Origin of the sequence: Pseudomonas sp. NPDC079367 (genome assembly GCF_044542195.1) — a bacterium.
Taxonomy (GTDB): domain Bacteria; phylum Pseudomonadota; class Gammaproteobacteria; order Pseudomonadales; family Pseudomonadaceae; genus Aquipseudomonas.
Map to the genome: position 1 here is coordinate 39356 of NZ_JBITTW010000030.1, position 14106 is coordinate 53461.

The following is a 14106-nucleotide window of genomic DNA, read 5'->3' on the forward strand; positions in this document are numbered from 1 at the left end:
TGCCCACTCGTTCAGAATCCGCCAGCGGTTTCCTGACACAATTGGGTCGCCAACAGACCCAGCGTCATCAGTGCCCTCTCCGCCTCGCGGTTCCACGGAATGCCGCAATTGAGGCGGATACAGTGGTTGAACTGCTCGGTGTTACTGAAGATCAGCCCCGGCGCGATACTGATGCCTTGTTGCAGCGCGCGAACATGCAATTCCTGGGTGTTGACCCGCCCCGGCAAGCTCACCCAAAGGATGAAACCGCCCGTGGGCCGGGACATTTGCGTGCCTTCGGGGAAATGCTGCTGCACCGCCAGCTGGAACGCGCTGAGGTTTTTTCGGTATTCCTGACGGATGTAGCGTAAATGCCGGTCATAACCGCCGTTTTCCAGATAGGCGGCGATCGCCATCTGCGTGACGCTGCATGCCGAATGGGTACTGAAAGTCTGCAGGCGCTGGATTTCCTGCTGGTACTTGCCAGCGATCATCCAGCCGATGCGCACACCTGGCGACAAGGTTTTGGAGAAGCTCGAGCAGTAGATCACCCGATCCAGTCGATCGTAAGCTTTCAGCGCCTTGGTGCGGCCCTGTTCGAACATCAGTTCGCCGTAGATATCGTCTTCGACGATCTGAATATCGAAATCCGAGGCCAGGCGCAGCAACTGTTTCTGTCGCTCTTCCGGCATGGTTCCGCCGAGGGGATTGCTCAGGCGCGTGGTCAGCACCAGCGCCTTGATCGACCATTGGTTGGCGGCCAGTTGCAAGGCCTCCAGGCTCATGCCGGTGGCGGGGTCGCTGGGAATTTCGATGACTTTCAGCCCGAGCAGATCGGCCAGTTGCAGCAGCCCGTAATAGGTCGGTGATTCGGCCGCGATCAGATCCCCCGGCCGGGTCAGCACGCGCAATGACATCTGCAAGGCATCGACACAGCCGTGGGTGATGACCACTTCCGATGGATCGACCACCACGCCGGCGTCACGCATGCGGATCGCGACTTGCCGACGCAGCGGTTCGAAACCGGGGCTGAACATGTAGCTGAACGCCCGAGGGCTGTGAAACCGGGTGACCTTGGCCAATTGCTGATGCAGCGCGCGCACCGGCAAATAATCGACACTCGGCACCGCAGCGCCCAGGGGAAACACGCCCTCGCGGCGGGACTCGACCAGTACCTGTTGAATGATGCTGCTGCGCGTGACCAGCCCCGGCCGCTCGACCCGGGCGATGTCCGGGGTCGGCGCGGTGAGCGCGGGGGTCTGGTGCACGTAATAACCCGATTGCGGACGGGCGCGGATCAGGCCCTGGTCTTCGAGATTGGCATAAGCCTGTAACACCGTCGCATGGCTGACGTTGAGCTGCGAACTCATCTTGCGCACCGAAGGCACGCGCTCCCCCGGTTGATAGACACCACGGCGGATGTCTTCGGCCAGTTGCTGAGCAATACGTTGGTAGAGCAAGAGATTGGTCATGACGCAGCACTCGATTTCACGGGCGTTTTATTCTTGTGTGGAACAATACCGGAACAGTTTAGAAGTGTACTGGGACAGTTGCCAGATTACTCGACAGTACAGTGGGGTGTCTGCCTCATCTGTATGGTTTTGCGCAGCAATCGACAGTCGTAAAAAAGCCCGGCACTGCATGACAGGCCGGGCTCTCCAGAGACGCAGCCCTCAGCGGGCAGCGCCGAGCTGGCCTTTTTCGTCGGAGAAAACAATTTCCACGCGGCGGTTCTGCGCCCTGCCGCGCTCGGAGGCGTTGGCGTCGACCGGGAACTGATCACCGTAACCTTCGACCTCAATACGCTTCTCATCGATACCCAGGTCGACCAGCACATCGGCCACCGACTGCGCACGATCGCGGGACAGCTTGAGGTTTTCCTGCTTGCCGCCCGTGCTGTCCGTATAGCCCTCGATGCGCACAACGCGCTTGGGGTTCAGCTGCAGGAACTGAACAATCTTCAGCACGACCCGGTTAGCCGAGTTTTTCAGTTCAGCCTGGCCGGTGTCGAACAACACATCGCCGAGGGTCATGACCAGACCACGATCAGTCTGCGTGGTAGCCAGCGCCACGATCTGTTCCTCCAGCCACTTGCCTTGCTGCTGCACGCTGAGCAGCTTGGACTCGCGCAGGGCCAGTTGCAGCCGTTGGCGCTCAAGTTCGAGCTTGGCCGCTTGCTCCTCGTTGAGTACCTGGTTGGTGTGCTCGCGGGCAATTTCGCTGTAGCGCTGGCTCAGGTAGGCGTAGTGCACCACATCGGCACCGCTGCCCCAATAGGTCGACAGCCGATCGGCACGGGCGAGGGATTCGCCGGCACGGATCACGTCTTTCGGCGCGATGCGCAGCACATTGGAGTCTTCCTTGACCTTCTGGAAATCAGCGCCGGCCTGTTGCAGCGCCGCCTCGCTGTGCTGGCCGGCGCAGCCGTACAGGCTGGCGCAACCGGCAAGAAGCAGAATGCCGAGCGCGTTGGACTTGAGGCTCATTGCGCGTCCCCCAGTTGCAGCTGCTTGCGCAGGCGGACAATGCGGGTATTGAGCACATTCAGTTGCTCTTCGCTTTTTTTCGTCAGCACCTTGGCTTCGGCCAGACGTGCATCCAGTTCGGCCTGCTCGGCACGCATGCGCGCGTTGCGATAGGACTCGTCCGCCATATTGCCTTTGGCACGGTTGTACTTGGTTTCGGCCAGCTGCATTTCCGGCACTTCGTCAGCGGTGGCGCCGACTGCCCTGGCCTGCATGATGGCTTGTTCGGTCAAACGCATTTGTTCACTGGGTGCCGGATCGCTCGCGCACCCGGCCAGGGCCAGAACGGCCACGGCCGCGAAAAGAGGTCGAATACTCACTAAGAATCCCTACTGTTTTGGGGCACTGACGGGTTGTGGCGGCTGTTGCTGTTGCGCCTTCCAGCGCTCGATGTTGCGTTGCAGCGCGGCTTCCGTCAGTCCGGACGCGGGCAATTCTGTCATCTTTTTGGCGAGCTGTCCGCGCAACCACGGATCGTTGCAGGCCGAGTTATGGGAAACCGCGAGGAACAGACCCGGGCGGTCGATGGGTTGCTCGAACGCCAACAGATCGCTGGTCATGCCCAATGCCTGCGCGGCGGCCAGCCCTGAGTAACGCCCGGCGAGGACATATTCCACCTCGCCCAGCAGCAATTTCTGTAGCGCCTGGGTAAGGTTGGCTGTCCGCGTCAAGGTCAAGTTCTGTTCGGCGAAAGTGCCGAATGCCTGTGTCATCCGAGACTTTTCCGACACCGCGCCGGTGTGGGTTTTGAGGTCGCTGGCTTCGCCGTAGGTCAGCGTCGCGCCTTTGCGCGTCCATACCAGATAGTCGTTCTCCAGCAGTGGCGGATGGATGTAATCGAGGTGTTCAAGCTCATTCACGGTCAGTGGCGCGTCGGCCAGCATGTCCATGCGCCCGCTGCGCACTTCATCGAGCGCCTGTGAGCGTTTGCCGGCATACAGCAGGTCGACTTTAATGCCCAGGTCCTTGGCCACTTGCTGCAACAGATCGGCACTGGCGCCGATCAGGCGCTTTGGGTTTTGCGGGTCCTGCCACAGGTATGGCGGCGCATCCGGGCTGCCGGTGACGATCAGGCGCTCGCATTTGCCAGCCGCCATGACCACACCTGGCAACAGGGCCAATCCCAACAACCATCCGCAGCGCAGATCCATGGCAAAACGCTCCCCACTCAAATCCGAGACAAAAAAAGCCCGACCAACAGGCCGGGCTCTTTATAAGTGAAGCCGCCGGATTAGACCAGCTTCTCCAGCTCAGGTATTGCTTCGAACAGATCCGCCACGAGGCCGTAATCGGCCACCTGGAAGATCGGCGCTTCTTCATCCTTGTTGATCGCAACGATCACCTTGGAGTCTTTCATACCGGCCAGATGCTGAATCGCGCCGGAGATACCGACGGCGATGTACAGCTGTGGTGCAACGATCTTGCCGGTCTGACCGACCTGCATGTCGTTGGGTACGAAACCTGCGTCGACCGCAGCGCGCGAGGCACCGACGGCTGCGCCGAGCTTGTCGGCCAGGGCGTACAGATGTTTGAAGTTGTCACCGTTCTGCATGCCGCGACCGCCGGAAACGACGATCTTGGCAGCGGTCAGCTCAGGACGATCGGACTTGGCCAGCTCTTCGCTGACGAAGCTCGAAGTACCGGCATCGTGCGCAGCACCAACAGCTTCAACGGCAGCCGAACCACCTTCAGCGGCAACCGGATCGAAACCGGTGGCACGCACGGTGATCACTTTGATCGCAGCAGTCGACTGCACGGTAGCGATGGCGTTACCGGCGTAGATCGGACGCTTGAAAGTGTCAGCGCTTTCGACCGAGATGATCTCGGAGATCTGGTCGACGTCCAGCGCAGCAGCAACGCGCGGCAGGATGTTTTTGCCGTTGGAAGTGGCGGCAGCGAGGATGTGGCTGTAGCCAGCACCCAACTCGGCAACCAGCGGTGCAACGTTTTCCGGCAACTGATGCGCGTAGGCGGCGTTGTCAGCGTTGAGGACTTTGCTCACGCCAGCGATTTTCGCCGCGGCTTCGGCTACCGGGCCAGCGCCCTGACCTGCTACCAGAACGTGAATGTCGCCGCCGATTTTGGCAGCAGCGGCCACGGTGTTCAGTGTGGCCGGGGCCAGCACTTTGTTGTCGTGTTCAGCAATAACCAAGATAGTCATTTAGATTACCTTCGCTTCGTTCTTGAGTTTTTCAACCAGTTCAGCCACCGACTTGACCTTGATACCCGCGCTGCGTGCAGCCGGCGCTTCGACTTTCAGGGTCTTGTTGGTGGAGGCGGTGGAAACGCCCAAAGCGTCCGGAGTCAGCACTTCGAGAGGCTTCTTCTTGGCTTTCATGATGTTCGGCAGGGACGCATAGCGCGGCTCGTTCAAACGCAGGTCGGTGGTGACGATGGCTGGCAGTTTCAGCGAAACGGTCTGTGCGCCGCCGTCGATTTCGCGGGTCACGGCAACGCTGTCGCCCGAGACTTCGACTTTCGAAGCGAAGGTGCCCTGACCGTAGCCGCTTAATGCAGCGAGCATCTGGCCGGTCTGGTTGTTGTCGCTGTCGATCGCCTGTTTGCCAAGGATCACCAGCTGAGGCTGTTCCTTGTCGACAACGGCCTTGAGCAGCTTGGCCACGGCCAGGGAGGTCAGGTCTTCAGCGGATTCGACGAGGATGGCGCGGTCGGCGCCCAGAGCCAGTGCGGTACGCAACTGCTCCTGAGCGGTGGTCGGGCCGATGGAGACGACGACGATTTCAGTCGCAACGCCCTTCTCTTTCAGGCGTACGGCTTCTTCCACGGCGATTTCGCAGAATGGGTTCATCGACATCTTGACGTTGGCGAGGTCGACGCCGGAATTGTCCGCCTTGACGCGGACCTTGACGTTGTAATCCACAACGCGTTTGACAGCTACAAGAACCTTCATGGATTCCTCGTTACTCTCCGGTGAAAAGAAAGTCGCCTAGGCGAACCTGGCGGATGATGCTCATCGGGCGACAAGGGCACCTCTAAAAACGCCGGCTTGAATGTGAGGTGATTCACTTCGCGATGGGAGTGACCGTTCGTCAGCGGTGACTGTCGGGTCATTCATTCTCACGCTGTGTAAACTGCGCGCCGGACTTGCGCTGCGCATCACCGTCTACTGCCTGTGCCCTGTCTTTAGAGGTGCTCTTGAAACCGCCAGTCTGCCTACGGCGAGCGCAAAACCGCCCGTATCTTGACCGGAACGCCCATTCTGGTCAATACGCCAAAATGCCCCGTCATAAGCCGCGCTTCTTTGATTTATCAGGGCTGGAGGCAATTCAAACAAACGTTTGTATTGGACGCTCGGAGTGGTGTAGATATAATGCGCCGCCTAGAGAGAAAGGTGGATTCGCTAATATTCCCTTTGACGTTAACGTAAAGGCAATACGGATGCGACACCAAACCTCCAAATCAGAAAAAAAACTGTTGAGCCTTGAGTAGGAGATAGCCTGTGGAACGCGAATACATGGAATTCGACGTCGTCATCGTCGGTGCCGGCCCCGCTGGTCTGTCAGCCGCCTGCCGCTTGAAGCAGAAGGCCGCTGACGCCGGTAAGGAAATCAGCGTCTGCGTGGTCGAAAAAGGCTCCGAAGTCGGCGCACACATCCTTTCCGGTGCGGTGTTTGAACCGCGCGCACTGAACGAACTGTTCCCGGACTGGAAAGAACTCGGCGCGCCGCTGAACACGCCAGTCACGCGCGATGACATCTTCGTGCTGAAAAACGCCGACAGCGCGCAGAAGATTCCTGATTTCTTTGTGCCCAAGACCATGCACAACGAAGGCAACTACATTATTTCCCTCGGCAACCTGTGCCGCTGGCTGGCTCAGCAGGCCGAAAACCTCGGCGTGGAAATCTACCCCGGCTTCGCCGCTCAGGAAGCGCTGATCGATGAAAACGGCGTGGTGCGCGGGATCATCACCGGTGATCTGGGCGTCGACCGCGAAGGCAACCCGAAAGAAGGCCTGTACACCCCGGGCATGGAATTGCGTGGCAAATACACGCTGTTCGCCGAAGGCTGCCGTGGTCACATCGGCAAGCAACTGATCAAGCGCTACAACCTCGACAGCGATGCCGACGTTCAGCATTACGGCATCGGTCTGAAAGAAATCTGGGAAATCGACCCGGCCAAGCATCAGCCAGGCCTGGTGGTGCACACCGCCGGCTGGCCGCTGGACATCATGGGCACCGAGAACACCGGCGGCTCGTTCCTCTATCACCTGGAAAACAATCAGGTGGTGGTCGGCCTCATCGTCGACCTGTCCTACAGCAATACTTACCTGTCGCCCTTCGATGAATTCCAGCGCCTCAAGCATCACCCCGTGCTCAAGCAATACCTGGAAGGCGGCAAGCGCGTCAGCTACGGCGCCCGCGCCATCGCCAAGGGCGGCCTGAACTCGCTGCCGAAAATGGTCTTCAAGGGCGGCGCGCTGATCGGTTGCGACCTCGGCACCCTGAACTTCGCCAAGATCAAAGGCAGCCACACGGCGATGAAGTCCGGCATGCTCGCGGCAGAATCGGTGGCAGACGCGCTGTTCGCCGAGCAGGACTGCACGGCCGAACTGACGACTTATGTCGACGCATTCAAAAACAGCTGGCTGCACGAAGAACTGTTCGCCAGCCGTAATTTCGGCGCGGCGATTCACAAGTACGGCGCGATCATCGGCGGTGGGTTCAACTGGCTGGACCAGAACATCTTCGGCGGCAAACTGCCGTTCACCCTGCGCGACACCAAACCGGATTACGCCTGCCTGAAGCTCGCGGCCGATTGCAAAAAGATCGACTATCCGAAACCCGACGGCAAACTGAGTTTCGACAAACTCAGCTCGGTGTTCATCTCCGGTACCAACCACGAAGAAGAGCAGCCGTGCCACTTGAAGCTGACCGACCCGAGCATCCCGATCAGCAAAAACCTGCCGCTGTACGACGAACCGGCGCAGCGCTACTGCCCGGCCGGCGTGTACGAGGTCATCACCAAGGAAGACGGCGAGAAGCGCTTCCAGATCAACGCCCAGAACTGCGTGCACTGCAAGACCTGTGACATCAAGGACCCTGCGCAGAACATCACCTGGGTGGCGCCGGAGGGCGCCGGCGGCCCGACTTATCCGAATATGTAAGTCGTAGCGCTGAACAACAAGGCTCCCGCAATGGGGGCCTTTTTGTTGCCCGCGTCTCCCCCTGCAGGAGCTGTCGAGTGAAACGAGGCTGCGCCTACAGGAATGAGTGATAACTCAAGCAGCGCGCTCATCCCCCGGGCTGCGTTCGAAGTAACGCTTGTACTCGCGACTGAACTGCGACGTGCTCTGATACCCCACGCGATGCGCCACTTGCGCCACGCCCAGCCCTTCAGCCACCAGCAACGTCTGCGCCTTCAACAAGCGTAAACGTTTGAGATACTGCACCGGCGACAGCAAAGTGCTGCGTTTGAAATGCTCGTGAAAGGTCGACACGCTCATGTTCGCGCACCCGGCCAGTGTCTCGACATTCAAAGGCTCGGTGTAATGCGCATGCAGATGGCTGATCGACGCCGCCACCCGGGCGAACTGCCCTTGCTGTTCGACCAAGGCGCGCAACACATCCGCCTGCGGCCCGCGCAGCGCGACGAACAATAATTCACGCACCCGCGCCGGGCCGAGAATCTGGCATTCCAGCGGATCGTGCAGACAGCTGAGTAGCCGTTCGACGCAACCGCGCATGCCATCGTCGAGCACCACCGAGGTCATCGATTCCGGCGTCTGCGCCGGAATATGCCGCCCCGGCGCCAGCCCCATGGCCAACACCAGTTCGCCGAGCAGAACGCGATCAATCGCCACCGACACACCAAGCAACGGCGCATTTGGCAAGGCGAAGGTTTCACACTCGAAAGGTACCGGCAGCGCCTGAATCAAATAATGCCCGGCGCCATATTCCATGGTCCGAGGGCCGAGAAATGCCAGTTTGCTGCCCTGAGCAATGATCATCAGGCTCGGCTCGTAAATATGCGGGCCACGGGCGACGTCGCAACTGGCGCGCAATATCTGCACACCGGGCAGACCGGTCTGGCTATAGCCATCGCGTAGCGCCAGCGGTTCGATCAGCGAAACCAGCCGGGCATTGGCATCAAGATGACGGGTCAACTGCATCGAATAGGTCTTCGTAAAAATCAGGGAAAAAGGGAGGAAAACATCATCGCAGATCCGCTGGCCAAAGCGACTGCCACAACCCGCATGCCGGAGGATTAGGCATGAGACCCGGAGAATTCGTCATGGCCGCACCCGCGCTTGGCGCCCAGAATTCACCGCCTCACTTGTCACTGCTTTTGCGAGGTCACCCATGTACACCGCCATCGGCTATGCCGCCCAATCGGCCACCACTCCCCTCGCCCCGATGAAATTCGAACGTCGCAGCCTGCGCGCCGACGACGTGTCGATCGAAATTCTTTACTGCGGCGTCTGCCACTCCGACATCCACCAGGCACGCAACGAATGGGGCATTGCCGTTTATCCGCTGATGCCCGGCCATGAGATCGTCGGAAAAGTCACCGCTGTCGGTGCGAATGTCACCCGTCACAAGGTAGGCGATCTGGTCGGCGTCGGCTGCATGGTCGACTCCTGCCGCAGCTGCGAAGCCTGTCAGGCGAACCTCGAGCAATATTGCCTCGAAGGCCCGACCATGACTTACGCCACCCCGGATCGGGTCGACGGCAGCAATACCATGGGCGGTTATTCCGACAGCATCGTGGTCAGCGAACATTTTGTTGTGCGGATCCCGGAACGTCTGGCGTTGGCCAGTGCCGCACCGATTCTCTGCGCCGGCATCACCACCTACTCGCCGCTCAAGCACTACGGCGTGAAAGCCGGTGACAAGGTCGGGATTCTCGGCATGGGCGGCCTCGGCCACATGGGCATCAAGTTCGCCAAGGCCATGGGCGCTGAAGTGACGCTGTTCACCCGCTCGGCGAGCAAGGCCGAAGAAGGTCGGCGTCAGGGCGCCGATCATGTGATCGTGTCGACCGACGCCGAGCAAATGAAAGCCGCAGCCGGTTACTTCGATTTCCTGCTCGACACCATTCCGGTGCAGCACGATCTGAACCCGTACCTCGACACCCTGCGCTTTGACGGCGTGCACATTCTGGTCGGCCTGATCGAACCGATTGATCCGCCGGTGCATGCGGCCAAACTGGTTCTGGGGCGTCGCGTGTTGGCCGGCTCGTTGATCGGTGGCGTCGCGGAAACCCAGGAAGTGCTGGATTTCTGCGCCGAACACAACATCACCTGCGACATTGAAATGCTCGACATCCGCCAGATCAACGAGGCTTACGCGCGGATGATTGCCGGCGACGTGAAGTACCGTTTCGTCATCGACATGGCCACGCTCAAGGCTTAAACCTCAGAGGCTTATACCTTCAAGCCAAGCTCCGCCGACAGCCGGGCTGTGACCCCTTTGATCAGGGGAATCAGCTCGGCCATTTTTTCCAGCGGCATGTAGGGCACGGTGCTGGCGATGCTGATCGCCGCAACAATACCCTTGCTCGCATCACGAATCGGCGCCGCCACGCAGCGGATCGACGGTTCGTTGTCTTCCAGGTCGAAGGCGTAGCCACCGGCGACGTATTCGCCCATGCGCTGCTCAAGCTGTTCCCACGACTGCTGGGGATGCTGCGGCCAGAACTGACTTTTCCCACCTGCCGGCAGACTGATGTCGTACAGCCGCCGCCAATCCTGCGGCGAATCATCGAGCATCAAGGCCTTGCCGATCCCGGTGCGCACCAGCGGCATGCGATGGCCGACCCGCGAGCGCATTTCCGGGCCGTTGCGGCCAGGATTCTTTAGCAGATACAACACCTCGTCGCCTTCGCGAATGCCCAGGTGCACCGTGTCGCCAGTCAGCGCCGACAACTCATCCAGATACGGCCCGGCCAGGGTCACCAGCGGCAATTCTTCGCGAGCCTGAAAACCCAGTTCGATCAGCTTCGGCCCGAGCAGATAACCGATTTGCGGCACCACGCGCAGGTAGCGCTCGTCGACCAGGCAACTGGCCAGACGATGGGTGGTGCTGCGTGTGGTGCCGATCAGTCGGGCAATCTCTTTGAGATCACGCGCGCCACTGGCCACCGCTTGCACCACACCGAGGCCGCGCAACAGCGTCTGGGTGCCAGTGGGCGCGGCGTCCTTGGTTTTTTCCGGGGCGTCTTCCTGCATATCCAGCCTTTTACCGTTGAGCGAGGGAACGGGCGGCATTATGGTCGCCCGACGCAGAGCACTACAACTCGATACGCTCGACCTTGCCCACCAGCAGCACGTAGGACAAGGCACCGACCAGCGCGAGCACGGCGATGTAGGTGATCGCTGGGGCGAACGAATCACCGGAGGCAAGAAAGCCGATAACGATCGGTGTGGCGATCGCCGACAAATTGCCGATGAAATTGAACACCCCACCGGTCAGACCGAGCAAACGCGCCGGTGCCAGCGTCGATACCAGTGACCAGGTGATCGACGCCAGGCCGTTGCCGAAAAATGCCAATGCGAGAAAGGCAATCACCAACGGCGTCGACTCAACGAAGTTGGCACCGATGATCGAGGTCGAAATCAACAGCCCGCCAATAATCGGCAACTTGCGCGCAAAGCCCACGGTGTAGCCGCGACGGATCAGGAAGTCGGAGAAGAATCCCGAGCACAACACACCGACAAAGGCTGCGAGAAATGGCAGCGACGCGAGCAGGCCGGACTTGATGAAGTCCATGCCGCGATATTTCACCAGGTAGGTCGGAAACCAGGTGAGGAAGAACCACAGCGTCGAGTTCAGGCAGAACTGGCCGAGGTAGATACCCCACAATTTGCGCTTGCTCAGGACAATGCCCAGATCGGTCCAACTGAATTTGGCCTTGACCTTCGCCGTTTCCGCCTGGATATCGACCAGGCCGCCACCCTCGCGGATCAGATCGATTTCCGCTTGGTTGGTGCCTTTGAATTCACGCGGCTCGCGATACACCGCGTACCAGATCACTGCCCAGAGAATGCCCACCGCACCGGTGGCGACGAAAACCATGTGCCAGCCGAATGCATGTTGCAGCCACGCCAGCACCGGGGTCAGGAAGGCCAGACCGACAAACTGCCCGGAGGTGTAGAAACCGATCGCCGTGGCGCGTTCGCGCTCGGGAAACCAGGTGGTGACCACGCGGCTGTTGATCGGATACGCCGGGGCTTCCAGCGCACCAACGGCCATGCGCAGCACAAACAGCGCGATGAAGCTGCTGACGAAACCGAGCATCACCGTGGCCACCGACCACAGCAACAGCGCCACGCTGTAGAGGATGCGTGGCGGCACGCGATCGACCAGCCAGCCGCCGGGGATCTGCATCGCGGCGTACGTCCAGCCGAAGGCAGAGAAAATCAGACCGACGTGAACCGGATCGATGCCCAGCTCGCTGGTCAGCGCCGGCGCGGCAATCGACAGGTTGCTGCGGTCGAGGTAGTTGATGACCACGGTGATGAACAGCAACACCATGATGAAAAACCGCTTGCGGCTGGGCGTGACTAAAGACGCCTGCCCGGAGAGGGTGTGCGTTTGCATGAGAGGTGCCTCTTTTTATGTTTGTTTGAGGACATGACGCAGATCTCCTCTCCCTCGGAGAACTGATCGTTCCCACGCTCCGCGTGGGAATGCAGCCCGGGACGCTCCGCGTCCCAGCAGCGGACGCAGAGCGTCCATTGAGGCATTCCCACGCAGAGCGTGGGAACGATCTGATGCTAGCGAGTCACAGACTCACCACTCGGCAAAGCTGCCATCGGCATGGCGCCAGATCGGATTACGCCAGCGGTGGCCGACTGCCGCGCGTTCGATCACGTATTCCTCGTTGATCTCGATGCCGAGTCCCGGGCCATTCGGAATCTTGACGAAGCCCTGGTCGTAGTCGAACACGCGCGGATCCTTCACATAGTCGAGCAAATCGTTGCTCTCGTTGTAATGGATGCCCAGGCTCTGTTCCTGGATAAACGCGTTGTAGCAAGCCGCGTCGAGTTGCAAACACGCCGCCAGCGCAATCGGTCCCAGCGGGCAATGCAGCGCCAGCGCGACGTCGTAGGCTTCGGCCATGTTGGCGATCTTGCGGGTTTCGGTGATGCCGCCGGCGTGGGAGGCGTCCGGTTGGATGATGTCGACGTAGCCTTCGCTCAACACGCGTTTAAAGTCCCAGCGCGAAAACAGCCGCTCGCCGAGGGCGATCGGCGTGCTGGTCAGCGGCGCCAGTTCTTTCAGCGCTTCGTAGTTTTCGCTGAGCACGGGTTCTTCGATGAACATCAGTTTGTAAGGGTCAAGTTCCTTCATCAGCACCTTGGCCATGGGCTTGTGCACGCGGCCATGGAAGTCGACGCCGATGCCGACGTTCGGTCCGACCGCGTCACGCACGGCGGCGACATTGGCCAAGGCGAGATCGACTTTCTCGAAGGTGTCGAGGAACTGCAGCTCTTCGGTGCCGTTCATTTTCACCGCCGTGAAACCACGACTCACCGCCTCTTTCGCCGCACGCGCCGTGTCGGCCGGGCGGTCGCCACCAATCCACGAATACACACGAATCTTGTCACGCACCTGGCCACCGAGCAGATCGCTGACCGAGACACCGAGCGCCTTGCCCTTGATATCCCACAATGCCTGATCGATACCGGCCAGCGCGCTCATGTGGATCGCGCCGCCACGGTAGAAGCCGCCGCGGTAGAGCACGGTCCAGATGTCTTCGATATTGCGTGGGTCTTTGCCGATCAGGTAGTCGGATAATTCTTCAACGGCAGCGGCGACCGTGTGCGCGCGCCCTTCGACCACGGGTTCGCCCCATCCGGTCACGCCTTCGTCGGTTTCGACTTTGAGGAAGCACCAGCGCGGCGGGACGATGAAGGTCGTGAGTTTGGTGATTTTCATCTCTGCTCTCTTTTGTAAATGCAGCTTTTATTAGATGCAGCGCACACAGCGCCAAAAAGTCTTAACGCAGGGCTTTCCAGGCAGCCACGTAGGCCTTGGCGTTGACCGCCACCTGCTCAGGCGTCATGCCCGGTTTGAACAGGCCCGAGCCGAGGCCGAAACCTTTCACCCCAGCGTCTATAAAGGCCTGCATGTTGTCCGGCGTAATCCCCCCCACCGGCGCCAGCACCGTGCCGGTTGGCAACACCGCGAGCCAGGCTTTGACGACCGCCGGGCTCATTTGCTCGGCCGGGAACAGCTTGAGAATGTCCGCACCTTCGGCCAGTGCCGCAAAGGCCTCGGTCGGCGTAGCGACGCCCGGCGACAGGTACAGCCCCGCCGCTTTCGCCGCGCGCAGGACCTTGGCGTCGCTGTGCGGCATGACGATCACTTGTCCGCCAGCCGCTTTGACCTGCTCGACCTGCTCGGGGCTGAGTACCGTGCCGGCACCGATCAGGCAATCGGCGGGCAGCGCATCACGCAGGATGCGGATACTTTCGTACGGCGATGGGGAATTGAGCGGTACTTCGATGACGCGAAATCCGGCGCAATACAGGACTTCTCCGACAGCCGCGGCTTCCTGCGGTTGCAGGCCACGCAGAATCGCGATCAGACCGTTTTGTGCCAGTGCTTGCTTGAGCATGTCAGGCCTCCAGTCAGGG

Annotated in this window: 13 protein-coding genes; 2 read left to right on the forward strand and 11 right to left on the reverse strand. The window is 60.3% G+C overall.

From position 1 onward, the window contains the following. Window positions 1-11: 11 nt before the first annotated feature. The 6 genes from ACIGDJ_RS20460 to ACIGDJ_RS20485 all read right to left on the reverse strand — a co-directional run bounded on the left by ACIGDJ_RS20460 (window position 12) and on the right by ACIGDJ_RS20485 (window position 5415). On the reverse strand, window positions 12-1451 hold the full coding sequence (locus tag ACIGDJ_RS20460) for a PLP-dependent aminotransferase family protein (protein WP_024013893.1): 1440 nt from the start codon (window positions 1449-1451) through the stop codon (window positions 12-14). A 201-nt stretch (window positions 1452-1652) separates the two neighbouring features. Continuing rightward, window positions 1653-2465 carry an OmpA family protein gene (locus ACIGDJ_RS20465; protein WP_312999866.1) on the reverse strand — a complete coding sequence of 271 codons (813 nt, stop codon included), beginning with the start codon at window positions 2463-2465 and terminating at the stop codon, window positions 1653-1655. Then, entirely contained in the window at window positions 2462-2824 is a 363-nt protein-coding gene (locus ACIGDJ_RS20470; protein WP_312999865.1) for a DUF4398 domain-containing protein, read from the reverse strand. The genes ACIGDJ_RS20465 and ACIGDJ_RS20470 overlap by 4 nt, the downstream gene beginning before the upstream one ends. Window positions 2825-2833: 9 nt before the next feature. Beyond that, complete coding sequence (locus ACIGDJ_RS20475; protein WP_397479489.1) at window positions 2834-3655, reverse strand: substrate-binding periplasmic protein; 822 nt, start codon at window positions 3653-3655, stop codon at window positions 2834-2836. Between the two features lie 80 nt (window positions 3656-3735). Continuing rightward, window positions 3736-4665: an electron transfer flavoprotein subunit alpha/FixB family protein gene (locus ACIGDJ_RS20480; protein WP_186633199.1), complete on the reverse strand. Its 930-nt coding sequence runs from the start codon at window positions 4663-4665 to the stop codon at window positions 3736-3738. Continuing rightward, a complete protein-coding gene (locus ACIGDJ_RS20485) occupies window positions 4666-5415 on the reverse strand; it encodes an electron transfer flavoprotein subunit beta/FixA family protein (protein ID WP_007908338.1) in 750 nt (249 codons plus the stop codon). A 549-nt stretch (window positions 5416-5964) separates the two neighbouring features. Between ACIGDJ_RS20485 and ACIGDJ_RS20490 the strand changes: the two genes are divergently transcribed. Continuing rightward, a complete protein-coding gene (locus ACIGDJ_RS20490) occupies window positions 5965-7629 on the forward strand; it encodes an electron transfer flavoprotein-ubiquinone oxidoreductase (RefSeq protein WP_312999863.1) in 1665 nt (554 codons plus the stop codon). A gap of 114 nt (window positions 7630-7743) precedes the next feature. Here ACIGDJ_RS20490 and ACIGDJ_RS20495 read toward each other — a convergent pair whose 3' ends face one another. Beyond that, complete coding sequence (locus ACIGDJ_RS20495; RefSeq protein ID WP_101156308.1) at window positions 7744-8634, reverse strand: AraC family transcriptional regulator; 891 nt, start codon at window positions 8632-8634, stop codon at window positions 7744-7746. 190 nt (window positions 8635-8824) lie between these two features. Here ACIGDJ_RS20495 and ACIGDJ_RS20500 point away from each other — a divergent pair, with 190 nt between their 5' ends. Next, a complete protein-coding gene (locus ACIGDJ_RS20500; protein WP_101156305.1) occupies window positions 8825-9877 on the forward strand; it encodes an NAD(P)-dependent alcohol dehydrogenase in 1053 nt (350 codons plus the stop codon). Between the two features lie 11 nt (window positions 9878-9888). Here the strand turns inward: ACIGDJ_RS20500 and ACIGDJ_RS20505 are convergent, their stop codons facing one another. The 4 genes from ACIGDJ_RS20505 to ACIGDJ_RS20520 all read right to left on the reverse strand — a co-directional run bounded on the left by ACIGDJ_RS20505 (window position 9889) and on the right by ACIGDJ_RS20520 (window position 14087). Then, entirely contained in the window at window positions 9889-10692 is an 804-nt protein-coding gene (locus tag ACIGDJ_RS20505) for an IclR family transcriptional regulator (protein WP_101156303.1), read from the reverse strand. A gap of 61 nt (window positions 10693-10753) precedes the next feature. Next, window positions 10754-12064: an MFS transporter gene (locus ACIGDJ_RS20510; protein ID WP_312999862.1), complete on the reverse strand. Its 1311-nt coding sequence runs from the start codon at window positions 12062-12064 to the stop codon at window positions 10754-10756. A 192-nt stretch (window positions 12065-12256) separates the two neighbouring features. Then, window positions 12257-13405, reverse strand: a complete 1149-nt coding sequence (dgoD, locus tag ACIGDJ_RS20515) for a galactonate dehydratase (RefSeq protein WP_016770960.1) — start codon at window positions 13403-13405, stop codon at window positions 12257-12259. A gap of 61 nt (window positions 13406-13466) precedes the next feature. Further along, window positions 13467-14087, reverse strand: a complete 621-nt coding sequence (locus ACIGDJ_RS20520) for a 2-dehydro-3-deoxy-6-phosphogalactonate aldolase (protein WP_312999861.1) — start codon at window positions 14085-14087, stop codon at window positions 13467-13469. Window positions 14088-14106: the final 19 nt, after the last annotated feature.

Bases quoted from the DNA above. Each gene is read 5' to 3' on its own strand.
- ACIGDJ_RS20485 (WP_007908338.1), bottom strand. From the start codon at position 5,415: ATGAAGGTTCTTGTAGCTGTCAAACGCGTTGTGGATTACAACGTCAAG.
- ACIGDJ_RS20460 (WP_024013893.1), bottom strand. From the start codon at position 1,451: ATGACCAATCTCTTGCTCTACCAACGTATTGCTCAGCAACTGGCCGAA.
- ACIGDJ_RS20510 (WP_312999862.1), bottom strand. From the start codon at position 12,064: ATGCAAACGCACACCCTCTCCGGGCAGGCGTCTTTAGTCACGCCCAGC.
- ACIGDJ_RS20495 (WP_101156308.1), bottom strand. From the start codon at position 8,634: ATGCAGTTGACCCGTCATCTTGATGCCAATGCCCGGCTGGTTTCGCTG.
- ACIGDJ_RS20500 (WP_101156305.1), top strand. From the start codon at position 8,825: ATGTACACCGCCATCGGCTATGCCGCCCAATCGGCCACCACTCCCCTC.
- dgoD (WP_016770960.1), bottom strand. From the start codon at position 13,405: ATGAAAATCACCAAACTCACGACCTTCATCGTCCCGCCGCGCTGGTGC.
- ACIGDJ_RS20480 (WP_186633199.1), bottom strand. From the start codon at position 4,665: ATGACTATCTTGGTTATTGCTGAACACGACAACAAAGTGCTGGCCCCG.
- ACIGDJ_RS20475 (WP_397479489.1), bottom strand. From the start codon at position 3,655: ATGGATCTGCGCTGCGGATGGTTGTTGGGATTGGCCCTGTTGCCAGGT.
- ACIGDJ_RS20520 (WP_312999861.1), bottom strand. From the start codon at position 14,087: ATGCTCAAGCAAGCACTGGCACAAAACGGTCTGATCGCGATTCTGCGT.
- ACIGDJ_RS20465 (WP_312999866.1), bottom strand. From the start codon at position 2,465: ATGAGCCTCAAGTCCAACGCGCTCGGCATTCTGCTTCTTGCCGGTTGC.
- ACIGDJ_RS20505 (WP_101156303.1), bottom strand. From the start codon at position 10,692: ATGCAGGAAGACGCCCCGGAAAAAACCAAGGACGCCGCGCCCACTGGC.